The following is a 22,436-nucleotide window of genomic DNA, read 5'->3' on the forward strand; positions in this document are numbered from 1 at the left end:
CGGTCACCCGGCCGGCGGGGGATCGAGCCGGGCCAGCGTGTCCGCCACGTACTTCTCGACGTCCGCGCCGCGCACCCCGAGTGCGCCGAGCGGCCCGTCCGGTTGGTGTTCGAGCAGCGCCAGCAGCAGGTGCTCCGTGCCGATGTAGCCGTGCCCCATGCGCTGGGCGGTATGGAAGGTGAGCTCCAGCGCCGTCTTCGCGTCGTCGTCGTAGGGGATGAGCGCGGGCACCTGGTCCGCGGCGGAGGGCAGGGCGCGCGTGGCGGCCTCGCGAATCTTCTCCGGGGTGACGCCCTGCTCGGCGAGCGCGTGGAGTGCCAGCGAGCCGGGCTCCGTGAGCAGGCCCAGGGTCAGGTGGGCGGGGGTGATCCTGTCATGAGATCCGGCGCGGGCCTCGTTCTGGGCGGCCACCACCACGTTGCGGGCGCGCGGGGTGAACTTGCTGAAGCCCGCGCTCGCGTCGATCCCGGCGGCCGGTTTGGCGACGAACCGCTTCTGCGCGGCCTGCTTGGTCACGCCCATGCTGGCACCGATCTCGGTCCATGAGGCGCCGGAGCGGCGGGCCTGGTCGACGAAATGCCCGATCAGGTGGTCCGCGATCCCGCTGAGGTGGTCCGCGGCCAGCACCGCGTCGGTGAGCTGCTCGAGGGGGTCGGTGTGCGCCTGGGCGATGGCCGCGATGAGGTCGTCCAGGCGCACGGTGCCGGTGATGGGGGTGCTGTCGTTGCTCATGCGTCAACCATGTGTTGACGGTGGGGTGGGGCGGGGCGGCCGGCGGGGGTGAGGGTGTCCAGGCCGGTCATGTCGGTCAGCTCGCGCGCCGTGCGGGCCGGCCGGGCTTGCGATCCCAGTCGGCGGCGAACTTGCGGATCGCCGCCGCATCCCAGATCGGGCCGGTGCGCAGCTCGACGAGCGGCAGAGGGAAGTGGGCAGTGTGGCGCAGCTGGTGCACCCGCTGACGGGACACCCCCAGCAGGTCGCCCACCTCGGGCGCCGACATCAGTTCGGGCAGAGTGGGCGCCAGCGCGGCCTGCTCGTAGAGGTCGTCGCGCAGCGTTTCGATCCCGACGGCGTCGATCTTGACGACCTTCGTCGTGTGCGCCAGTGCATCCTCGATGGCGCTCGGCGCGTCGAGCGTGTCGATGTGCGCGACCACCTGAGTGCGCCCGGCGGCGGCCGACACGTGGGCGTCGATGCCCGCCAGTGCGTCCTCCCACGCGTCGAGGGTCTCGGGGGTGGGGGAGGTGTCGTAGGTGAGGGTGACGGCCCACACGGGGATCACCGGTCCTTCCTGCGCTGTGCGCGTAGTTCCTTCTTGCTCGGTGGCGGGATCTGCAGTCCCGCCTTCTTGAGTGCGACGGTGAGATCGAGCATCCGGCGGTACGGATTGCTCGGTGTCGCCGGATATCTCACGACGTACTCGCCATCGGGGCTGTAGAAGCGGGTGTAGCCCTTGGTGTCGTCGGTGACCGTCCAGCCTTGGGAGGCGGCCCAGTCTGCGATGTCCTTGATCGCACGGTTCATTGTGCATTAATCCTTTCCATATGTAAAGGATAGTGGGGACGGTGCGGCGGGGGTGCCGATCGGCCTCGGGAACGTCGGGTGTCGCACCTCCCGGAAGCGCCCATGACCAGGGAGTTTGACGGTTCGGGCGTGTCGCGCTTTACTGGAACAGGCATCGAACTGGTGTTCGTACATGACGCTTGCGGGCGCTGCGTGCGAACGGTCCGGTTCACCGTCGAAATGGCTTGAGTGCGAGATCGCGTCTTCCCCGCGATCCCCGGCCGGGCATGGCCGTGCGGAACGTGGGAGGAGTGTGCGATGACGGGGTTGTCACCGGCGGGCAGAACGGTAGACGGGGGGTCCGACAACCGGGCCGAGACGATCGCGCACCTGCGCCGTCGGATGGCGGCGCTGCACGCGGTGCCGTCGCCGGGGGACGGGCAGGGGGTGCGGCCGGTGCGGGAGCCGGAGGTTCCGCGGAACCGTCCCGCCCGTGAGAACCCCGCCCGCGAGAACCCCATCCCCGCGCCGGCCCGGACGGCCCCCGCCCGCACGGCCCCCACGCCGGCCCCGAACACCGCCCGCCCCCTCGCCACGCTCCCCGGCCTGGCCGGGATCCTGCCGGCGGGCGGCATCGAGCGGGGCGCGGTGACGTCCCTGTCCGGCTCGCGCGCGCTGCTGGTGGGCCTGCTGGCCGAGGTGACCGCGCACGGCGGATGCGCCGCGGTGGTGGGGCATCCCGGCCTGGGCCTGCTGGCGGCGGTGGAGATGGGCGCCGACCTGGCCCGCATCGCGCTGGTGCCCGACCCGGGCGCCGACCACGTCGGGGTGGCCGCCGTGCTGCTCGACGGCATGGACCTGGTGGTGCTCGACCTGGCGGGCGCGTCGGTGCCGCCCAGCCGCTCGCGCGCGGTGGTGGCCCGGGCCCGCAGCCACGGCGCGGCGCTGGTGGTGACGGGCGGCGAGTGGGAGGGCGCGGCGGTGCGGATCGACGCGCGCGTGGGCGCCTACGAGGGCCTGGGTGCGGGGCGCGGGCGGGTGCACGGGATGCGCTTGGACGTGCGGGCGCGCGGGCGTGCGTTTCCGGCGCGCTCGGGCGCCATGGTGCTGCGGCATCGCGGGGGCGGCACGGGATGGACGGCGGGGCACCCGGAGCCGACGGCCGGGGAGGCCCGCCGTGGAGCGTGAGCGCACCCTGGCCCTGTGGTGCCCCGACTGGCCCGCGGTGAGCGCCGCCGCAGACGCCGACCTTTCCCCCGGCGAGCCGGTGGCCGTGCTGCACGCGAACCGCGTCGTCGCCTGCACCGCCGTGGCCCGCGCGCAGGGGGTGCGTCGGGGTCTACGGAAGCGCGAGGCCCAGGCGCGGTGCCCGGGCCTGCACGTGGCCGAGCTCGACGCCGCCCGCGACGCCCGCGCCTTCGAGCCGGTGGTGTCGGCGGTCGAGCAGCTGGTGCCGGGCGTGGAGATCCTGCGCCCCGGACTGCTGGCGGTGGCGGCGCATCGGGCGGTGCGCTACTTCGGCGGCGAGCACGCGGTGGCCGAGCCGCTGATCGACGCCGTCGCGGCGGCGGGCGCCGAGTGCCAGGTGGGGATCGCCGATGCCCTGGCCACCGCCGTGGTCGCCGCCAAGCGGGGGCGCCGGGTGGAGCCGGGGGACGACGGCGCGTTCCTGGCGGAGCTGCCGGTGGGGGTGCTGGCCGAGGAGCCGGCGCTCGCCCCGCCGGAGCGCGCCGACCTGGTCGACCTGCTGCGGCGCATGGGTATCCGCAGCATCGGCGGGTTTGCGGCGCTGCCGAGGGGCGATGTCGCCTCGCGCTTCGGCGCCGACGGCACGGCTGCGCACCGGGTGGCGCGCGCCGAGCCGCAGCGCCCGCCCGCGCCGCGCACGGTACCGGCGGAGCTGGCGGTGCAGGCCGCCTGCGACCCGCCCATCGACCGCGTTGACGCCGCCGCCTTCGCGGGCCGCAGGCTGGCCGAGCGGCTGCACACCGCGCTGGCGGCGGCGGGGGCGGCGTGCACGCGGCTGGCCATCCATGCGGCCACCTCCGAGGGCGAGGAGCACCATCGCGTGTGGCGCTGCGCCGAGCCGCTCACCCCGGCGGCCACCGCCGACAGGGTGCGCTGGCAGATGGACGGCTGGCTGACGGGGCGGGGTGCCGCGCGCCCCACCGGGCCGATCGTCCTGCTGCGGCTCGAGCCGGTGGAACTGGTGGCGGCCGGGGCGCTGCAGATGGGGCTGTTCGGCGGGGCGGGCGAGGCGCTCGACCGTGCCCGCCGTGCGGTGTCGCGGGTGCAGGGGCTGCTGGGCGGCGATGCGGTGCGGTTCGGCGTGCTCTCGGGCGGCCGGGGCCCGAGCGAGCAGGTGACGCTGCGCGCGTGGGGCGATCAGGCGGTGCCGGCGCACGACCCGTCCGCCCCGTGGCCCGGGCGGCTGCCTGCGCCCGCCCCGGTGGAGCTGTGCGCGGAGGAGGCGGGGCTGCTCGACGGTGCGGGCGGCCCGGTGGGGGTGACGGGGCGGGGCCTGTTCACGGCCGAACCCGCGGTGCTGGTGTGGCGGGGGCGCGCCCGCCCGGTGACGGGCTGGGCGGGGCCGTGGCCGGTGGACGAGCACTGGTGGGATCCGGCCGCCGGGCTGCGGGCGGCGCGGGCGCAGGTGCTGGCCGAGGGCGTCCCGGCGGTGCTGCTGCTGTGCCGCGGCGGGGAGTGGACGGTGGAGGGGGTGTACGGGTGAGCGGGGGCTATCGATGCGGGGTGTTCGGGCTCCCGGTGCGCCCGGTGCGGGCCGGGTCGGGATCCTCACCCGTGGCGCTTGCCCGGCGTTTGGTGCCGACGCTCGGCATGTGCCGGGTCTTCTCTGCGGCCTCGGCTTCAGCCGCGATGAGTTCGCTCAGACGGCTCATGGCGCCTCCCAGTATTCGCGCACATCCCGGGGGTTCGACCGCCAGGCGTTGACTCCGTACATCCTGCCTTCATCTTCCACCAGGATGACGGTGATGGGCCGGCACACGCGGGTCGCCGTAGGCCGCCCCCTCAGCCGCGCGCCGCCCGCAGCGCCCAGAGCACCAGCGGCACCTGCAGCGGCAGCCGCCCGTAGGCCACGGCCTGCTGCCACGCGGGGCGGTTACGCCGGCGGTAGTCCAGCGCCATCTGGATGTTGCCGGGGAACACCCCGACCAGCAGCGCCGCGGTCGCGTATCCGCCGATCCTGCGGGTCCTGGGGGCCGCGACCGCCGCCGCGCACGCGAGCTCGCCGGCCCCGGATGCGTACACCCAGTCGCGTCGCGAGGCGACGCCGGTGAGCTGCGGCGGGATCAGCGGCTCGAAGACGCGGGGACGCAGCATATGGATCGCCCCGGCGCCGCCGAGCAGGCAGGCGAGGGCGGGGGCGGCGATGCGGTCGGCGGTCACGTTCATGCGACCGATTGTGCAGCACTGCCGGTTCCTGCCCCGGAACCGGCCGCCGCGCGCGCCGCGGGCCGTAGGATCGACGGATGGCTGACGGGAATGCTGTGGCAGGTAATGCGGACGCCGACGCAAGGAGTCGCACCGGGCGTGCGTTCCTCGGCTGGGCGGCGGTGTACACGGTCTCGCAGGCGAACATCGCCCGCACGCTGGGCCCGGCGGCGCCCAAGCTGCTCAAGATCCAGACGGCCACCTCCGCTGCCGGCTACCGCGAGGTGCTCGACTCGATGACGCCCCGCGAACTGGCCGGTTACCGCGCCCACTACCCGCTCGACATGGTGCATCCGGCGATCTATGCGATGGCGCTGCGGGCGGGGGCCCGGGCGCTCGACGCGCGCCGCCCGCAGCCGGAGCCTATGCGGCGGTTCCTCATGGCGGCGCCGCTGGTGTCGGCCGCCTGCGACTACGTCGAGAACGCTGCCGGCTGGTACCTCATCGACCACCGCGAGCACGTCACCGATGCGGGCACGCGCGCGGTGACGGCGGTGAGCACGCTCAAGTGGGTGCTGGCGCTGGGGGAGCTGGGGCACGTGCTCTCGGGCCTGGCGGTGTCCCGGCTGCGGCGGCACTGACCGGCGGCGTACCCCCTATCCTCGGCGCATGGGTTCCGACGCGCTGGCCGCGGAGTTCGACGCGCACCGCGCCCACCTTCTCTCAGCCGCCTACCGGCTCACCGGCAGCGTCGCCGACGCCGAGGACGCGGTGCAGGAGGCGTGGCTGCGACTCGACCGCGCCGGGGCGGCCGGCATCGACGACCTGCGCGCCTGGCTGACCACGGTGGTGGGCCGCATCTGCCTCGACAGGCTCCGCTCGGCGGCGGCACGGCGCGAGACGTACACCGGCCAGTGGCTGCCGGAGCCCATCGTCACGCCGCTGTCCGGCGCACGCCCCGAGGATCCGCTCGATCAGGTGGTGCGCGACGAGGACAACGGGCTGGCCGCGCTCATCGTGCTCGACACTCTCACCCCGGAGCAGCGGGTGGCGTTCGTGCTGCACGACGGGTTCGGTGTCCCCTTCGGCGAGATCGCGGCGACGTTGGCGGTGACGCCCGCGGCGGCGCGGCAGGCGGCCTCGCGGGCGCGGCGGACGGTGGCCTCGGCGCCGCCCCCGGTGCCGGCCGGCGAGCACGCGGCCGCCGTGCAGGCGCTGGCCGCGGCGGTCGCCTCCGGCGAGGTGGACGCGGTGGTGCGGGTGCTGCATCCGCAGGCGACGTTCGTCGGCGACGCGGGCGGCACCACCCGCACGGCGCCCAACGTGATCGTGGGGCCCGACCGGACTGCGCGGTTCCTGCTGGGCCTGGCGCGGATGTACGGGCCGCACCGGCTGCTGGAGCTCGAGCCCGTGCTGGTGAACGGGCGGCCGGGCCTGCTGCACCGCGGGGCCCCGGCGGATGCGGCGACGGGGCGGCCCGCGATCGCCCGCCGCGTCATCGCCTGCACCGTCCGCGACGGGGCCGTGTGGGCCGGCTACGACATGGCGAACCCGGCGAAGCTGCGGGGCGTGCACTGAGCGGTGCGCGGTGCGCCGCGATCCTGCGGCCGAACCCGATCCGCAGGTTGCCTCCCGATCCGAGCACCGTCTGCCCCGCACACCGGCGTGTCGGCGCGGCGTGTCGGGCGAAGCGGCGCTCGGATCGGGTCAGGCGACGGGCATGCGCCGTCTACGACGCGATGGGGCGGATCGCGTCGAGTGCGTCGCCGAGCCGGTCCTTGGCCAGCTCCCGCTCGTAATCGTCCTGCAGCCCGGTCCAGAACCCCTCGGACATGCCGAAGTAGCGGGACAGCCGCAGCCCGGTGTCGGCGGAGATCCGGCGCCGGCCGTGCGTGATGGCGCTGATGCGGGTCTGCGGTACGCCGATGTCCTTGGCCAGCTGGTAGCTGGTGATCCCCATCGGCTCGAGGAACTCTTCCGCCAGGATGACTCCCGGATGGACCGGATCCATGATCGGTGCGTCGTCCATGATCTTCACCTCGGGTGTCAGTGGTAGTCGGTGATCTGCACGTCTTCAGGGCCGGAGTCGGTCCAGACGAAGCAGATCCGCCATTGTCTGTTGATCCGGATGCTGTATTGGCCGGCTCGATGACCTTTGAGCTGTTCGAGCCGGTTGCCGGGCGGGACCCGGAGGTCGTCGACGGTAGCGGCGCGATTGAGGATGGCGAGCTTGCTCCACGCGCGACGCTGCACATCGGGTGGAAGGGCTGTGCGGCGTCTGGCCCACACGCGTTCGGTGTGCTTGTCGGCGAACGACCTGATCACATTCGAATGCTACCGTGCCGCGATACTGATGTCATGCGTTAGCAGAAAGGCGGCTCGTTGGGGTGTGGACGCCGTCCTGAACCCGATCCGAGCACCGTCTGCACCGTGCACCGGCGTGTCGGCGCGGCGTGTCGGGAGAGGCGGTGCTCGGATCGCGGGCGGCCGGTCAGGTGCCGTCGGCCCACGGCACCCGGCACGCGTCGGTGCTGAATCCCTGTTCGTGGATGCCGAGCGCCGAGTTCATGCGGGCGCGCGAGTTCTCCAGGGCGATCTGGTAGGTGAGCTCCACCAGCCCGTCGCGGCCGAAGCGGGCCTCGAGGTCGGCCACCTGCTCGTCGGTGACGGCGGTGGCGACGGCGCCGGTCATCGCGTCGGCGTAGGCGATGGCGGCGCGTTCGTCGTCGGAGTAGAGCGGCGAGGTGGCGTAGTCGGCGATGTGGGCCAGACGTTCCGTGTCGAGGCCGGCGAGGCGCTGTTCCATGGTGCCGAAGTCGACGCACCAGCTGCAGCCGATGGTCCAGGCGGTGCGGTAGACGGCGATGTCGCGGATGTTCGCGGGCAGCCGCTTGGACGCCTGCTGGGCCATCATCTCGTGCACGGTGCTGGTGCGGGCGATGCCCGGGTGGTGCAGCGCGACGGCCAGCGGCTCGGGCACCTGCCCGTACATGCGGGCCGCGATGCGGTAGGCGAGCTTGGCGACGGGGCCGGCCTGGGCGGGGGTGACGGCGGGGATGCGCGGCATGGTGGGGCTCCTCCCGGAGGGTGCGGATCGAGTGTGCTTCTGCACCTAGGACGATGCCGGGCGCGCAGTTGTGACGGGGCGCAGCGGGACGGTGCCGGGAAGTCTCGGGCGATCGCTCGCCCGGCGCGGAGGAGTGAGCGCGGTTACGCTTGCGGCTGCGTGGCCGGGAGGGGCGCGTTGGGGGCGGAACGCGGCCGCCGCGCGCGACCGGTGATGGTCGCGCGCGGCGGTCGTTGGGGCCTCAGTGCCCCGTCCCCGCCCGGTGGCTGCCACCTCGAATGGCAGCCACCGGGCGGGTCAGAGGGCGAACCTCAGACTGCGCGTTCGTCAGGGCTGGGGTGCATCCAGGACCTGGACGATCGGATCGAACTGCAGATTGCCGGTCAGCGTGGCGGTGCCGGACGGCGGGCACGGGGTGCTACCGGTGTTCGAGGACGTGAAGTTGATCGTTCCACTGTTGCTTGCTGAGGCCACTCCCGTCGAATTGCTGTATGGGATGTTCGTGATCTCGCTGGCCTGATCGACATCGATGGTGCACGTCCCTGCCGTCACCACCGCGCCATGGGCGGGGATCTTGAGCGTGCCGATCGGGCTGCCGGAATCGTGGTTGACGTTGATCAGCCACGGGCTCGACGCGGTGTTGGTGACTGCAATCGTCGCCGGCGTGCCGTTGAGATTGCAGTTGGTGAACGCCACGCTATCGATCGGGACGTCGATGCCTCCGGTGCCCGAGTTGACGACCCAGTCGGGGTTGGCCGAGTCGTTACCGGTGGGCACCGTTCCCGCTGCAGTGAGGCTTTCACAGTTGAGCGCATATGCGCCCGAGACGATCTGAACGCCAGGGGTGAAGATGTCGCCTGTGGCACTCGCCTGAATCGAGTCGCCTGCGTGGTCGATGGCAGTGGAGGCCGAGGCGATCCCGGCCGCTGTCAGAACCAGCGCAGAGGCACCGCCCGCAACTGCGAGCAGTTGTCTTGTCGTCGAAGCTGACTTCATGTCCTACTTCCATTCTTGGGATTGTCTAGAACGTGCTGATACTCTGCGTGATTGGCATCGACCTCCTTCCATTCTGGGGCGCTTTGGCTAGGGGGTCGTGATCGGCACAGGCGGCCACGCTGGCAGCAAAGAGCTGATGTTGTAGACGTCGGAGACCGTCGTCAGCGAGTTCTGACCCGATGCTGACGGTGCGCCGGCCTTCGAGTTGACGATCCCGTTCAGGCTGCCGAAGAGACCGCAGCCTGTAGCGCCCGGGACGGAGAAGCTGTTGTCTTCGCTCTTGAGCCCGATCAGCATCGCGCCATCGCCGTGGTCATTTTCCAGCGCGGGCGGGACATAGGTCGGCTTCAGATCGATGTTGATCGGGTTTTCGGCCGATCCGAGATAGCACGAATCGCCGAGGAGCGGGTTGGAGAGCTTGAGGCGGATCGACATCGTCAGCCGGGATTCCAGTAGATGGACCACGGGGGGCTTGACCGCCTGGACCTCTGCCTTGATGCCGGTCAGTGCGAAGTTCTCCGAGGAGCTCGTGCCGAAGGCGCCGCCGGGGACTGTCACATCGTTGCTGTAAAGACCGTTGTGCCCGTCGTCCTTCGAGTGCCAGGCCAGCTCGTAGCCGGGGCCGGGGTCGAGCGGGATCGGATTGCCGTTCTCGTCAATCTTGTAGTTCTGGCCGACAGCGATCTTCAAGCTGCCGTCAGGAATGTCCACGGTGAGGTTGCCGAGCTTCATGGTTCCTGAGCGGACGTACAGGTCGTAACAGCTCCCGACATTGTTCGGACCGCCGGGCTTGATGGGCGCCGTCACCGTGTCCTTAGGGCAATCGGCAAAGTTGTCGAACGTGAAGGGGGTTCCCAAGTCAGCTGATGCTGACATCGTGCTCGACCCGCCGCTGCCGGCCGATCCGCCCGAGTCGCTTGACAAATCCGAGCTGGGCGCGGCGCCGGCGAGGCCGGTGCCGATGAGCGCGACGGACGCGCCCACCGCGGTGGCGGCGCCGAGTACTCGGCGCATGGTCTGGGTCTTCATGGGGTTCCTTTCCCGTGGGGATGGTGTGGTGCGGCGCCGCAGGCTGCGGCGAGCCGCGGGCTACTCGAACGAGCCGGCGGTGAGGTCGTCCACCGACCAGCCCTGGATCTTCCAGAAATCGGCGGAATCGCTGGTGGAGCCGGCGACGATCGCCTTCATCAGCGTGCCGACGACGGCGGGCAGGTTGCTGCTCATGAACGGTCCTTCCTCACTGCGTACGGGCAGTGGTGTGCGGGTGATTTCGGAGGCGTGGCGCGGCCGTTACGCGTTGGCCAGGCTGCCGTCCGCGAACGTCTGGCTGGCGGTGTCGAAGTCGCCCAAGGCGGCGGACGCCGGGTCGACCGAGGCGAACGCCCGGAGAACGCCGATGAAGGGGATGGCGGTGACGGAGTTCGCCATCACGTAGAACAGGGTTTTCGAACCCATGGGTTTCCTTTCCTGCGCAGGGCACGCCGAATAACCGGCGGACCGGTGCGGAATTTGTGAATGGGTCGACCGCGGGTGAAGGTGGCCGCAGCGGCCGAGGAAGACGTGTCAGCCGGGATTGCCGGCGCGATCACAGGTTGCGAGTCGTATATCACCCCAACGGCTCGATGTGTCGAACATCACCCCTCGGGATGGGACCCTACTTAGGGGTAGTGACGAAGTCAATCAGTTTGAGGGAGGTCCGGCCGATTATTTACGAGGCGGTCGCGCGTCGCCTGCGGAGTGCTACGGGGTCCCGGTCGCGCGCACGACGATCCGCCGTCGCGCTGCACGCCCGGCCCGGGTGGGCACCAGCGGATACACGTGGCACGCCCCGGTTGCCACCTGCAGGTCGAGCGGGGTGTCGGCGTCACGGCAGGCGCGCTCCAGCGCGGCGGCGTCCGCGTAGGTGATGTCGAAGGTTCCGTAGTAGGCGTCGATCGGCGGCAGGCCGGCCATGCTGCCGAGGGCGGGGCTCAGGCGCGGATCGTCCGGATCGGTGCCGCGGGCCCACGCCCGCCCGGCGACGAGCGCCCCCGCTTTGCCCAGCCAGGGGTCGTAGGCCTCGATGGCGTCGATCTCGGGGTTCCGGCAGGCGATGTCCAGCCACGGCGCGATGAGGGTGAGCGCGCGCGGCAGCGGACGCGCGGAGTCGCGGAGCGTCTGCGCGAAGCCCAGGGTCAGGCCTCCGCCGGCGGAATCGCCCATGACGGTCAGAGCGGGGGCCGCGTCGGCGAGGTCCGCGTAGACGGCGTCGAGCATCGCGTACGCCTCGGTGAACCCGTGCTGCGGGGCCAGGCCGTACAGCGGCACGTGCACCGTCGCGCCGGCCCGGGCGAGCATCCCGATCAGCGTCCAATGCTGCGGGGCGATCTCGTTGACGTACGCGCCGCCGTGCAGATACAGCACGACGGAACCCGTCGCCCCGGTGCGCGGTGCGACGGTGACGAGCCGGAACCCCTCGACGGTGTGCTCGGCGACCGCGCATCGCCTGCGCAACCATCGCGGCGGCCCCGCGTCGGCCTTGGGCTGCTGCAGGTGCCGGGCATAGCGCTCGGCGTCGGAGTAGAGGGGCTTGCGGGTGCGGCGCAGGTAGGCGGCGACGATCGCCGTATCGATGCTCATGGCGCCCTCCGGTCGGTCGTGGTCTGCGCGCGCAGTCTATGGCGGGTGGATCGTCCGCGGTGGTTGTCGGAGCGCGGCGCTATCGTGCGCGTGTCCGGGAGGGGGCTTCATGACGGTGCAGGTGTGGGTGACGGTGATCGTGGGGGTGGTCGGGTTCGGCGGCGTGATCGTCACACTGTCGCAGAAGGATCGTGCCGATCGGCGGGCGGAGTTGTGGCGTCGGCTCACCTGGGCGTTCGAACGGGCGGTGAGCATGAACGCGGCCGCGAGCGCGCTCGGCCTGTCCGCTGTCGACATCGTGAGCAGATCGTCGCTTGTCTCGCGTGAAGAGAAGGAGATCGCGTCGGCATTTCTTGACGCGACCCTCGTATCGCCGCGATCAGATGGTGACTTCGAATGAGATCCGGGGGAGGATGGGTGTGGTGGAGGTGAGGGTGATGACTCAGTGCGAGGGTGGCCCTGCGGCCTGGTCTCCCGAGACGCGTCAGAGGGCTGCCAGGATTCTGGTGAGGCTCAACGAGGAGCTGGGCAAGGAGATCACGACGCGCGTCCGCTGGATCGCCGAGGGCGGGGAGGTGCAGGCGGCAGGGGCCGCTGCGCCCGCTGAACCCACTGCACCTTCCGGGGAATCGGGCTGACCCGCCCTTCTCGGGATCCTCCGTCTTGACCGTGCAAGCGGATTGACGCTATATTCGATCATATCGAATGTATGTTCTATTTCGCTTCCGTGTCTTCCCCACGGCAGTGCATCCGGGCGGCCGGGACGGGAGTCCGGCGGCCCGGATGATGCGCGTCGTCCGGGAAGGGGACAGCCATGGGGTGGGGCGGAGCCAGTCGGTGGAGCAACGGTCCACCCAGCTGGTCGGAGATGGAACGTGTGCTCTCCGGCCGGCCGGCGCCGGAGTCGGCGCAGCCCGGGGCGGGGGAGCGGGCCGCACGCCGGGCGGAGCACCCCGGCGACGGCAACGACAGTCCCGCCTGGTCCCGCACACGCGCCCCGTACCTGCCGCCCGACACGGCGCGGCAGAGCACCCGCACCCCCTATGCCGAGCTGCACGCGCACTCCGCGTTCAGCTTCCTCGACGGGGCCAGCCCGCCGGAGGAACTCGTCGAGGAGGCGGCGCGCCTGGGGCTCGAGGCGGTGGCGCTCACCGACCACGACGGGCTCTACGGCGTCGTCCGCTTCGCAGAGGCCGCCGCCGAGCTGGGCGTGCGCACCGTCTTCGGGGCCGAGCTGGGCCTGGACGCGGCGGACGAACGGGCCGGGGCCGACGGCGGACCGGACCCGGACGCCACCCACCTGCTGGTGCTCGCCCGCGGCCAGGAAGGCTACCGGCGCCTGTCCCGCGAGATCGCCGCCGCGCACCTGGCCGGCGGGCGGAAGGGGCGCCCGCGCTTCGACCTCGACCGGCTCACCGCGGCCGCGGGCGGGCACTGGCAGATCCTCACCGGCTGCCGCAAAGGCCACGTGCGCAAGGCCCTCGCCTCCAGCCCCGACCCGGACACGGCGCTGGCCGCCGCCGATGCCGCGCTGGGCGGGCTGGCCGAGCGTTTCGGACGCGAACGCGTCACCGTGGAACTCACCCGCAACGGCAGCCCGCAGGACGACGAACTGTGCGAGGCGCTCGCCGGGCTGGCCCGCCGCCACCGCCTCGACACCGTCGCCACCACCGCCGCCCACGCCGCCGCCCCCCGGCGCCGGCGCCTGGCGATGGCCATGTCCGCGGTCCGCGCGCGCCGCAGCCTGGACGACGCGGCCGGCTGGCTCCCCGCGGTGGGCGGCGCACACCTGCGTTCCGGCGACGAGATGGCCGTGCTGTTCGACCGCTACCCGGACGCGGTGGCCCGGGCCGCCGCACTGGGGCGCGAATGCGCCTTCGACCTGCGCCTCATCGCCCCGCAGCTGCCGCCGTTCGACGTGCCCGCGGGGCACACCGAGGCCACCTGGCTGCGCGAGCTCACCCTGCGCGGCGCCGCCCGCCGCTACGGCGGCCCCGCACGCAACCCGGCGGCCTACCGGCAGATAGAACACGAACTGGCCGTGATCGAACAGCTCGACTTCCCCGGCTACTTCCTGGTGGTGCACGACATCGTCGACTTCTGCCGGCGCAGCGGCATCCTGTGCCAGGGGCGCGGCTCGGCGGCCAACTCCGCGGTGTGCTTCGCGCTCGGCATCACCTCGGTGGACGCGGTGAGCGCGGGGCTGCTGTTCGAACGGTTCCTCTCGCCCGAGCGCGACGGCCCGCCCGACATCGACGTCGACATCGAATCCGACCGCCGCGAAGAGGCCATCCAATACGTCTACCGCAAGCACGGCCGCGACCACGCCGCCCAGGTGGCCAACGTGATCACCTACCGCCGGCGCTCGGCGGTGCGCGACATGGCGCGGGCGCTCGGATTCTCCCAGGGGCAGCAGGACGCGTGGAGCAAGCAGGTGCGCGGATGGGGAAGACTGTCGCACGACCAGGACCTGCGCGCCGACACCGACATCCCCGGCGCGGTGCTGGACCTGGCCGAACAAATCGAGGACTACCCCCGCCACCTGGGCATCCACTCCGGCGGCATGGTCATCTGCGACCGCCCCGTCGCCGACGTGTGCCCCGTCGAATGGGCGCGCATGGCGGGGCGCACCGTGCTGCAGTGGGACAAGGACGACTGCGCCGCGGTGGGACTGGTCAAGTTCGACCTGCTGGGGCTCGGCATGCTCTCGGCGCTGCACTACGCCATCGACCTGGTGGCCGAGCACAAGGGGATCACCGTCGACCTGGCGCAGCTGGACCTGGCGGAGGACGCCGTCTACGCGATGCTGCGGCGGGCCGACTCGGTGGGGGTGTTCCAGGTGGAGTCCCGGGCCCAGATGGCCACGCTGCCCCGGCTCAAACCCCGCACCTTCTACGACCTGGTGGTGGAGGTGGCGCTCATCCGGCCCGGCCCCATCCAGGGCGGCTCCGTGCACCCCTATATACGGAGGCGCAACGGCGAGGAGACGGTGACCTACGAGCACCCGGCCATGGAGAACGCGCTGGCCCGCACCCTCGGCATCCCCCTGTTCCAGGAGCAGCTCATGCAACTGGCCGTGGACGTCGCCGGATTCACCGCCGCCGAGGCCGACCAGCTGCGCCGCGCCATGGGCTCCAAACGCTCGCCGCAGAAGATGGAACGGCTGCGTGGACGCTTCTACGACGGCATGCGACGGCTGCACGGCATCACCGGAGACAAGGCCGACCGCATCTTCGAAAAGGTCTGCGCCTTCGCCGATTTCGGCTTCCCCGAGAGCCACTCGCAGTCGTTCGCCGCCATCGTCTACTACTCGGCCTGGTTCAAGCTGCACCACCCGGCCGCCTTCTGCGCCGCGCTGCTGCGGGCCCAGCCGATGGGCTTCTACTCGCCGCAGTCCCTCGTCGCCGACGCCCGCCGGCACGGCGTCGCGGTGCAGGGGGTGGACATCAACGCGTCCGGCGTCGAGGCGGGGCTCGAGGACGCGGGGCGGGACGTGCGGCTGGGGCTCGGCGCGGTCCGCGGGCTGGGGCAGGCCAAGGCCGAGGAGATCGCGGCGGCCCGGCCGGACGGCGGATTCGCGTCGATGACCGACCTCACCGGGCGGGTGGAACTGTCCACGGCGCAGGTGGAGGCGCTGGCCACCGCGGGGGCGTTCGGGTGCCTGGGGCTGGGGCGCCGCGACGCGCTGTGGTCGGCGGGCGCGGCCGCCGCGGAACGGCCCGGACGGCTCCCCGGCCTGGGCACCGTGGCGGTGGCGCCCTCGCTGCCCGGCATGAGCCGGCTCGAACTGGCCGCCTCCGACGTGTGGGCCACCGGCATCTCACCCGACAGCTACCCCACGGAGTTCATCCGCACGTGGCTGGACGAGCGCGGAATCGTCCCGGCGTCGGGGCTGCTCACAGTGCCCGACGGCGACCGGGTGCTGGTGGGCGGCGCCGTCACCCACCGCCAACGACCCGCCACCGCGGGCGGAGTCACCTTCCTCAACCTCGAGGATGAGACCGGCATGGTCAACGTGGTCTGCTCGGCGGGGCTGTGGGCGCGGCACCGTCGGCTCGCCGTCACCGCGACGGCCCTGGTGGTGCGGGGCACGGTGCAGAACGCCTCCGGTGCGGTGACGGTGGTGGCCGACCGGCTCGAACCGCTCGACCTGCGCATCGCCGCGCGGTCACGGGACTTCCGGTAGGGGGCGGGGGCGGCTGCGCGGGCCCGGCGGGCGGCTTGCGCAATCCGAGCGCCGTTTCCACCGGATCCGCCGGGAACGCGTGCTCGGGCTGCACAGGAGGTGCTCGGACCGTGCGGGGCCGGCGGCGAGGCGACGCCCGCCCGTCAGTGCACCCAGGGCGCGAACGGCGCCTGGTAGAAGCACGGCACCGGCTGCGCGTGCGCGGGGTCGAGGGCGTTGAGGACGAACAGCCACGAGCGCTCGTTGTAGAGGGTGGAGACGTGCTCCGAGTGGTCCGCCGCGCACCCGTTCTGGAGCAGGATGTTCGTGACGTCGCCGCCGCGGTAGAACTGCTGGTCATACGGGGTCACCACCTCGTCGTACCGGGTGATGACGCTGTAGACGTGCACCCCGTCGATGCCGGTGGGCCGCCCGGACGGGTACACCTGCCGCATCAGCGGCGAGCCCACCGCCTGCTGGGTGAGCGCGGGCGTCGCCTGCTCCAGGCTGCCGTACACCGCCGGGCCCAGCAGCGGGATCAGCGACCGCAGGTACACCACCTCGCTCATCGTCGTGCCGGTGGACGGCGAGATCCCCACCTTGGTGTGCACCTTCGCGGCGCCGCCGAGCTGCGTGAGGTAGTAGTCGGGCAGGATGCCGCCGCCCTGCGAATGACCGACGAGGTCCACCTGCTCCGCGCCGGTGGCGGCCAGCACGCGGTCGACGGTGGCGGCCAGCGTCCGCGCCGAGGACGGGATGTCGGCGAGCCCCTGGATCGGGATCTCCGAAATCCACTCGGGGTTGCCGTAATTGAAGGTGAACACGCAGTAGCCCGCGTTCTTCAGCAGCGGCGCGCCAGCCTGCCACGCGAGCGCCTGATTGGTGCCGGTGGGGTTGACCAGCACCACAGGATACGGATGCTCGGGGGAGGGGCGGCAGTTCCAGTCGTTCGCGCCCGGCGGCGGGGTCTCCGGGAAGACGCCCGCGCGCACCCCGGCAGAGATGTCGAACGGCACCGGAAGCGGGCCGTCCGTGGGGTTCTGCGCGGCGGCGGGGGAGGCGGTGCCCAGGGCCAGTGCGACGGCCGCCCCCGCGCACGACATCAGCGTCCCGAATCGTCCCGCCCTCATGTCGCGCTCCCCGCCCTCGGTGCCTGTTTCCCGCAGCCTCGCATACACGAGTCCAGTGGGGACGGGGTTCGGGTGGCCGGGGCCCGATCCGAGTGCGGTTTCCCGCCGGGCCCTTGCGAGCCGGTGCTCGGTGTGGGGAGCAGGTGCTCGGATCGTGAGGAGGGCCCCTGGCCGGCGGGTTTTCCACAGGCAGGAGGTTTTCCACAGAGGCCGCCCGCGGAGGGCCTTCGGAGCTGCGATCGGTCGGAGCGCCCGTGCACCATGGCCGCATGGGGAGGATCGAGATCATCGACAGGGCAACCGGGCACCACATGGGGCTCGACGACCGCGAGCTGCAGAAGCGGTGCAAGCGTGGTGAACTGCAGCGCATCCGGCCGGGGGTGTACGCGGTGCCGGATCCGGACAGCACCCGCCGCGAGCGCCACGTCGCGGCCGTCCACGCCGCGGTGCGTTCGCTCACCGTGCCGGCGGCGGTCAGTCACGTCTCGGCCGCGGCGCTGCACGGAATGTCGCTGTGGGACGTCGACCTGGCCAGGGTGCACATGACGCGCCCGGGCCACGAGGGCGGTCACGTCAGCGCGCGCCGCCACCTGCACATGGGACCGCTCGGCCCGGAGGACATCACGACGCTGGGCGGAATCGAGGTCACCAGCGCTGCCCGCACGGTGGTCGACGTCGCGCGGACCGCCGACCTCACCCGTGCGGTGGCCGTCGGCGACAGCGCACTCAACAAGGCCAAGACCACCCGGGACGAACTGGATGCGGCGGTGGATCGGGTGCGGGGCAGGAATGGGGCACGTCGTGCCGCGGCCGCCGTCCGGATGATGGACGCCCGCAGCGAGAGCCCCGGCGAAACCTGGAGCCGTCTCCAGATGGTCGCCTGCGGAATGCCGGTGCCCGAGCTGCAACGGGTGATCCGGAGCCGCGGGGTGGCACTCGGGCGCGTCGACTTCTACTTCGAGGAGCTCGGCATCGTCGGCGAGTTCGACGGTCGGATCAAGTACCTCGGCCGCGACGTGGCACGCCCCCGCGGCGCGAGCGGCGACCAGATCGTCTACCGGGAGAAGCGCCGCGAGGACGCGCTGCGGCGGTGCGGACTGGTCGTGTTCCGGTGGAACTGGGACGACCTGCGCGCGACCGGCCGGCTGCGGCGGTTGTTCGAGGACGCCTGCGACATCGCCGCCGGCATGCCCGCCCCGCGCATCGACCCGCCCCGTGCCGGCGACGAGTACCGACTGCGGGCGGGACGGTGACGGCGCTGGGGTGTTGGTGCTGGGATTCCGCCGGCCGCTCCGAGCGCCGTTTCCACCGGATCCGCCGGGAACGCGTGCTCGGGCGGTGCAGGAGGCGCTCGGACCGTGGGCAGTCGTTCTCCTTCGCAACTTATGTTGTCGCGACGTCCGGGCGGGGATAGTCTGTGAGCACAGGGCCGGTGATTGCCGACAGCGCCCGTCGACATGCAATCGATGACCGCGACATCATTCACGCGTTCAACCACCCGATGTGGTTCGAGGAACTGGGAGACGGGTTGGTGATGATCATCGGCCCGTCGCGTTCAGCGCAGATGGTGGAGGTCGGTGTGGTCGATTCCGAGGCGGGGCCGGTGATCGTCCACGCGATGCCGGCGCGCAGAAAGTTCTTGAGGTGAGAGCGATGCCACGTAGCTTGGACCAGGTACTTCGCCACGCCGACGAGCTGGGTCGGAGGTTCGAAGAGCACGAGCCGGCAGGTGCAGACGCAGGCGCACTCCGCGCCATCCGCGATGCCGTGGAGAAGCGTGCCCAGGCGGAGCGCTTGTTGGCCGAAGCGGTGCGTGCAGCTCGGAGCGCAGGCATATCGTGGTCCGCCATCGGCGCGATGGTGGGAACGTCGGGTGAGGCTGTGCGTAAGCGGTACTGCGGCCGGCTGGGGGAGAGCGCCTGACTGTCCGTTCCGCCGGCCGCTCCGAGCGCCGTTTCCACCGGATCCGCCGGGAACGCGTGCTCGGGCGGTGCAGGAGGCGCTCGGACCGGGCTGGCCGACCCCGCCGGAAGCCGACCCCGCCAACCGCCAACCGCCGGCCGTGACGGTCAGTACCGCAACCCCGCAACCGCCCCGCGCACCTCGGGACAGGCCACGCGCTGCACGAACGGCGACTGCGCCGCCCGGCCCGCTCCGGCGGGGTCGAGTGTGAGCTCCACGGAGTCTGCCAGCCGGTAGGGCCTGCTCAGCACGATGCCGCCGAGCACTCGCCGCAGCCGCGACACCTCGGCGCGCACGGTGACGACGTGCTCTGCGTCGCCGAACAGGCCGCGGCTCAACTGTGCGGCGCTCACACCGTCCGGCCCGTGGACGCAGAGCAACAGGAGGATCTCGGCGTGCCGCGCGGTGAGCGCCGCGGCACCGGAATCCGCTCCGACGCCACCGGAAATCGTCGGCTCGGAGGTGAGAGTCAGCGTGAGGGCGATCCGCGCGGAACTCCCCGTCGGGCGTATCAGCCAGCCGCCCGCCACCTGCTCGGCCCCGCACGAGCCCATGCCCGGCACCTGCATCGGCTTGTCGGGGTGGGGGACCGGGACTCTGCCGCCGACGCTGACGCCGTCCGACTGCGCCACCCAGCCTTCCGTGTCCACGAGCAGCGCGGGCCCGGACCTGCCGGCGAGGGCGGCGGCGGCCGACGACCGCAGCCGCTCCAGCCGCGACTCATGGTGGCGCCACAGCTGCGACTCGGCCATGCGCACCGCGGTCTCCACGAGCGCCACCACGGTGGGGTGCAGGGTCATGGCCGGGCCCGACACGTCGACCACCCCCAGCAGCCGGCCGGTGCGCGGGTCGTGGATGGGGGATGCGGTGCAGTACCAGGGGTGCTGGGACTGCTCGAAGTGCTCGGCGGAGAACAACTGCACGGGCGCGGCCTCGGTGAGTGCCGTGCCGATGGCGTTGGTGCCCACTTGCTGCTCGGTCCATTCGGCACCCTCGGCGAATCCCAGGCGGTCCGCGTGCCGGCGCACAGCGGCCGAGCCCGAGCGCCAGAGGATCACGCCGTCCGCGTCCGCCACCACCATCAGCATGTGCGACGCGTCGGCGATCGCCTCGATCACCTGCCCCAGCTCGTCGATCACGTATTGCAGCGCTGTTGCACGCCGCCGTCGCTCGAGCTCGGCCGGGTCGGCGACGGCCCGGTTTCCGGCGGAGTCGGCGGTGCGGCCGGCCGCGAGCATCCGCGACCACGAACGGGCGACGACGGCGCGCGGCGCGTCGGAGGAGGCCGATCCGCTGAGGACGGCGTCATGCACCCTCGCGAGTTGGTGCGCGTACCGGGGCAGGTCGGTGCCGGGCCGCACCGCGCTGAAACCGCCCATGCCGAACATCCCGTCGCCGCGTTGAACCTGCGCCCGGGAACATGTGTCCCGGACCACAGTCTTACGCGATTGTCCGGCGCGGGTCGAATCGCGTGCAACCCCCTGCAACCGTTGCCGCGGCGCCACAGGCGGAGTGTGCTGTGAATCACAGAAAAGCGCAGACCGCGACCCGAAGGGACGATCATGACCGAGATGCTCACCCGGCCGGAATGCCGGCTCCAGGCCACCGCGCCGGCCACCCCGCAGCAGCGCGTCGACGCCTGGCTCGCCGCGTTCGAGGCGGCGCTCGCGGACCGCGACGTCGAGCGGGCCACCGGCATGTTCGCCGTCGACGGCTACTGGCGCGACCTCGTCTCCTTCACCTGGAACCTCAAAACCGTCGAGGGCCGCGGACAGATCGCCGACATGCTCACCGCCCGTGTGGACGGCACGGACCCGTCGGGTCTGCGTGCCGCGGAAACCCCCGAGGCGGACGACGGCGTGCTCACCGCGTGGATCACCTTCGAGACGGCCACCGGCCGCTGCGAGGGCCACCTGCGGCTGCGAATGGATGACGCCGAAGACGCCGACGGCACCACCGACAAGGCGTGGACCCTGCTCACGACCCTGCAGGAGCTCAAGGGCCACGAGGAGAACCAGGGCGCGAGCCGCCCGATGGGGGCCAAGCACGGGGCCGACAGGAACCGCCTGAGCTGGGCGGAGGAGAAGGAGATCGAGGAGCGCGAGCTGGGGTACTCGGTCCAGCCGTACGTGCTCATCGTCGGCGGCGGTCAGGGCGGCATCGCGCTGGGCGCCCGCATGCGCCAGCTGGGGGTGCCGGCGATCGTCATCGACGCGCACGCGCGCCCCGGCGACCAGTGGCGCGGCCGCTACAAGTCGCTGTGCCTGCACGACCCGGTCTGGTACGACCACCTGCCGTACCTGCCGTTCCCGTCGAACTGGCCGGTGTTCGCGCCCAAGGACAAGATCGGCGACTGGCTGGAGATGTACACCAAGGTCATGGAGGTGCCCTACTGGAGTTCCACCACCGCCACCTCGGCGCGCTACGACGACGAGGCCGGCGAGTGGGTGGTGCACGTGGAGCGCGACGGCCGGCCGCTGACCCTGCGCCCGCGGCACCTCGTGATGGCCACGGGCATGTCCGGCAAGCCCAACGTCCCGCAGTTCCCGGGCGCCGAGCGGTTCCGCGGCGACCAGCACCACTCGTCCCTGCACCCCGGGCCCGACCAGTACGCCGGCAAGCGCGTCGTCGTGATCGGCGCCAACAACTCCGCGCACGACATCTGCGGGGCGCTGTGGGAGAACGACGTGGACGTGACGATGGTCCAGCGCTCGTCGACGCACATCGTCAAGTCGGGCTCGCTGATGGAGCTGGGGCTGGGCGACTTGTATTCGGAGCGCGCGGTGGCGGCGGGCATGACCACGCACAAGGCCGACCTCACCTTCGCGTCGATGCCGTACCACATCATGCACGAGTTCCAGATCCCCGTGTACGACAAGATCCGCGAGCGCGACGCCGACTTCTACGCGCGGCTGGAGAAGGCGGGCTTCGCGCACGACTGGGGCGACGACGGCTCCGGGCTGTTCATGAAATACCTGCGCCGCGGCTCCGGGTACTACATCGACGTGGGGGCCGCCGAGCTGGTGGCGAACGGCGACATCAAGCTGGCCCGCGGCGGCGTCCGCGAGATCACCGAGGACTCCGTGATCCTCGACGACGGCACCGAACTGCCCGCGGACGTCATCGTCTACGCCACGGGGTACGGCTCGATGAACGGGTGGGTGGCCGACCTCATCGACCAGGACACCGCCGACAAGGTGGGCAAGGTGTGGGGCCTCGGCTCGGACACCACCAAGGACCCGGGCCCGTGGGAGGGCGAACAGCGCAACATGTGGAAGCCGACCCGGCAAGAGCGCCTGTGGTTCCACGGCGGCAACCTGCACCAGTCGCGCCACTACTCGCTGTACCTGGCCCTGCAGCTCAAGGCCCGCTACGAAGGGATCGACACGCCGGTCTACGGGTTGCAGGAGGTGCACCACCTGGGCTGACCGGCGCCGGGGCGGCCCCCGCCGAGCCGAGTAGCCCCGCCGAGCCGCCCCGCCGAGCCGCCCCGCCAGGCCGCCCCGCCGAGCCGAGCACCTGTTCCCGCGAGAGCCGCGGGAACAGGTGCTCGGGCCGTATCGGAGGTGCGCGGACTGCGTAAGGGGTGCGCGGACTGGGC

General features: G+C 72.0%; 24 protein-coding genes. 10 read left to right on the top strand and 14 right to left on the bottom strand.

Annotated elements, in window-relative coordinates:
- Positions 1-3: 3 nt before the first annotated feature.
- The 3 genes from FO059_RS04310 to FO059_RS04320 all read right to left on the bottom strand — a co-directional run bounded on the left by FO059_RS04310 (position 4) and on the right by FO059_RS04320 (position 1,524).
- Positions 4-732, bottom strand: coding sequence for a Clp protease N-terminal domain-containing protein (locus FO059_RS04310; protein ID WP_168226581.1), 729 nt, complete (start codon positions 730-732; stop codon positions 4-6).
- A 76-nt stretch (positions 733-808) separates the two neighbouring features.
- On the bottom strand, positions 809-1,282 hold the full coding sequence (locus FO059_RS04315; RefSeq protein ID WP_143906659.1) for a hypothetical protein: 474 nt from the start codon (positions 1,280-1,282) through the stop codon (positions 809-811).
- Positions 1,279-1,524, bottom strand: coding sequence for a hypothetical protein (locus FO059_RS04320; protein WP_143906661.1), 246 nt, complete (start codon positions 1,522-1,524; stop codon positions 1,279-1,281). The genes FO059_RS04315 and FO059_RS04320 overlap by 4 nt, the downstream gene beginning before the upstream one ends.
- A gap of 297 nt (positions 1,525-1,821) precedes the next feature.
- Here FO059_RS04320 and FO059_RS04325 point away from each other — a divergent pair, with 297 nt between their 5' ends.
- Complete coding sequence (locus FO059_RS04325; RefSeq protein WP_143906663.1) at positions 1,822-2,691, top strand: hypothetical protein; 870 nt, start codon at positions 1,822-1,824, stop codon at positions 2,689-2,691.
- Positions 2,681-4,234 (top strand): DNA polymerase Y family protein, encoded by a 1,554-nt coding sequence (locus FO059_RS04330; protein ID WP_143906665.1) that lies wholly within the window; start codon positions 2,681-2,683, stop codon positions 4,232-4,234. Before FO059_RS04325 ends, FO059_RS04330 begins: the two co-directional genes overlap by 11 nt.
- A gap of 299 nt (positions 4,235-4,533) precedes the next feature.
- Here FO059_RS04330 and FO059_RS04335 read toward each other — a convergent pair whose 3' ends face one another.
- On the bottom strand, positions 4,534-4,917 hold the full coding sequence (locus FO059_RS04335; protein ID WP_143906667.1) for a DoxX family protein: 384 nt from the start codon (positions 4,915-4,917) through the stop codon (positions 4,534-4,536).
- A 77-nt stretch (positions 4,918-4,994) separates the two neighbouring features.
- Between FO059_RS04335 and FO059_RS04340 the strand changes: the two genes are divergently transcribed.
- Both FO059_RS04340 and sigJ read left to right on the top strand, forming a co-directional pair.
- Positions 4,995-5,537, top strand: coding sequence for a hypothetical protein (locus tag FO059_RS04340; protein WP_233266917.1), 543 nt, complete (start codon positions 4,995-4,997; stop codon positions 5,535-5,537).
- A 28-nt stretch (positions 5,538-5,565) separates the two neighbouring features.
- Positions 5,566-6,474, top strand: a complete 909-nt coding sequence (gene sigJ, locus FO059_RS04345; protein ID WP_143906669.1) for an RNA polymerase sigma factor SigJ — start codon at positions 5,566-5,568, stop codon at positions 6,472-6,474.
- A gap of 151 nt (positions 6,475-6,625) precedes the next feature.
- Here the strand turns inward: sigJ and FO059_RS04350 are convergent, their stop codons facing one another.
- The 8 genes from FO059_RS04350 to FO059_RS04375 all read right to left on the bottom strand — a co-directional run bounded on the left by FO059_RS04350 (position 6,626) and on the right by FO059_RS04375 (position 11,578).
- A complete protein-coding gene (locus FO059_RS04350) occupies positions 6,626-6,925 on the bottom strand; it encodes a HigA family addiction module antitoxin (protein WP_143906671.1) in 300 nt (99 codons plus the stop codon).
- 17 nt (positions 6,926-6,942) lie between these two features.
- Complete coding sequence (locus FO059_RS04355) at positions 6,943-7,221, bottom strand: type II toxin-antitoxin system RelE/ParE family toxin (protein WP_143906673.1); 279 nt, start codon at positions 7,219-7,221, stop codon at positions 6,943-6,945.
- Positions 7,222-7,387: 166 nt separating this feature from the next.
- Positions 7,388-7,963 carry a carboxymuconolactone decarboxylase family protein gene (locus tag FO059_RS04360; protein WP_143906675.1) on the bottom strand — a complete coding sequence of 192 codons (576 nt, stop codon included), beginning with the start codon at positions 7,961-7,963 and terminating at the stop codon, positions 7,388-7,390.
- Between the two features lie 327 nt (positions 7,964-8,290).
- Positions 8,291-8,959 carry a hypothetical protein gene (locus tag FO059_RS04365; protein ID WP_143906677.1) on the bottom strand — a complete coding sequence of 223 codons (669 nt, stop codon included), beginning with the start codon at positions 8,957-8,959 and terminating at the stop codon, positions 8,291-8,293.
- A gap of 87 nt (positions 8,960-9,046) precedes the next feature.
- Positions 9,047-9,988 (bottom strand): hypothetical protein, encoded by a 942-nt coding sequence (locus tag FO059_RS04370; protein ID WP_143906679.1) that lies wholly within the window; start codon positions 9,986-9,988, stop codon positions 9,047-9,049.
- A gap of 60 nt (positions 9,989-10,048) precedes the next feature.
- Entirely contained in the window at positions 10,049-10,183 is a 135-nt protein-coding gene (locus FO059_RS18870; RefSeq protein ID WP_268892873.1) for a hypothetical protein, read from the bottom strand.
- Between the two features lie 66 nt (positions 10,184-10,249).
- Positions 10,250-10,414, bottom strand: coding sequence for a hypothetical protein (locus tag FO059_RS18320; RefSeq protein ID WP_158726609.1), 165 nt, complete (start codon positions 10,412-10,414; stop codon positions 10,250-10,252).
- A 285-nt stretch (positions 10,415-10,699) separates the two neighbouring features.
- Positions 10,700-11,578, bottom strand: coding sequence for an alpha/beta hydrolase fold domain-containing protein (locus tag FO059_RS04375; protein WP_143906681.1), 879 nt, complete (start codon positions 11,576-11,578; stop codon positions 10,700-10,702).
- A gap of 109 nt (positions 11,579-11,687) precedes the next feature.
- Between FO059_RS04375 and FO059_RS04380 the strand changes: the two genes are divergently transcribed.
- The 3 genes from FO059_RS04380 to FO059_RS04385 all read left to right on the top strand — a co-directional run bounded on the left by FO059_RS04380 (position 11,688) and on the right by FO059_RS04385 (position 15,764).
- Positions 11,688-11,978 (top strand): hypothetical protein, encoded by a 291-nt coding sequence (locus tag FO059_RS04380; RefSeq protein ID WP_143906682.1) that lies wholly within the window; start codon positions 11,688-11,690, stop codon positions 11,976-11,978.
- Positions 11,979-12,084: 106 nt separating this feature from the next.
- Entirely contained in the window at positions 12,085-12,216 is a 132-nt protein-coding gene (locus FO059_RS18875; RefSeq protein WP_268892872.1) for a hypothetical protein, read from the top strand.
- Positions 12,217-12,392: 176 nt separating this feature from the next.
- Positions 12,393-15,764 carry an error-prone DNA polymerase gene (locus FO059_RS04385; RefSeq protein WP_143906684.1) on the top strand — a complete coding sequence of 1,124 codons (3,372 nt, stop codon included), beginning with the start codon at positions 12,393-12,395 and terminating at the stop codon, positions 15,762-15,764.
- Between the two features lie 143 nt (positions 15,765-15,907).
- On the opposite strand, the gene FO059_RS04390 is transcribed toward FO059_RS04385, so the two are convergent.
- Entirely contained in the window at positions 15,908-16,873 is a 966-nt protein-coding gene (locus tag FO059_RS04390; protein ID WP_143906686.1) for an esterase/lipase family protein, read from the bottom strand.
- 269 nt (positions 16,874-17,142) lie between these two features.
- On the opposite strand from FO059_RS04390, the gene FO059_RS04395 reads away from it, so the two are divergent.
- Both FO059_RS04395 and FO059_RS04400 read left to right on the top strand, forming a co-directional pair.
- A complete protein-coding gene (locus FO059_RS04395) occupies positions 17,143-18,126 on the top strand; it encodes a hypothetical protein (RefSeq protein WP_143906688.1) in 984 nt (327 codons plus the stop codon).
- Positions 18,127-18,290: 164 nt separating this feature from the next.
- Complete coding sequence (locus tag FO059_RS04400; RefSeq protein WP_143906690.1) at positions 18,291-18,521, top strand: hypothetical protein; 231 nt, start codon at positions 18,291-18,293, stop codon at positions 18,519-18,521.
- A gap of 421 nt (positions 18,522-18,942) precedes the next feature.
- Here FO059_RS04400 and FO059_RS04410 read toward each other — a convergent pair whose 3' ends face one another.
- A complete protein-coding gene (locus FO059_RS04410; RefSeq protein WP_143906694.1) occupies positions 18,943-20,214 on the bottom strand; it encodes a helix-turn-helix domain-containing protein in 1,272 nt (423 codons plus the stop codon).
- Between the two features lie 183 nt (positions 20,215-20,397).
- Between FO059_RS04410 and FO059_RS04415 the strand changes: the two genes are divergently transcribed.
- A complete protein-coding gene (locus tag FO059_RS04415; RefSeq protein WP_143906696.1) occupies positions 20,398-22,263 on the top strand; it encodes a flavin-containing monooxygenase in 1,866 nt (621 codons plus the stop codon).
- Positions 22,264-22,436: the final 173 nt, after the last annotated feature.

The sequence above is a fragment of the Tomitella fengzijianii genome, from assembly GCF_007559025.1.
GTDB classification, from domain to species: domain Bacteria; phylum Actinomycetota; class Actinomycetes; order Mycobacteriales; family Mycobacteriaceae; genus Tomitella; species Tomitella fengzijianii.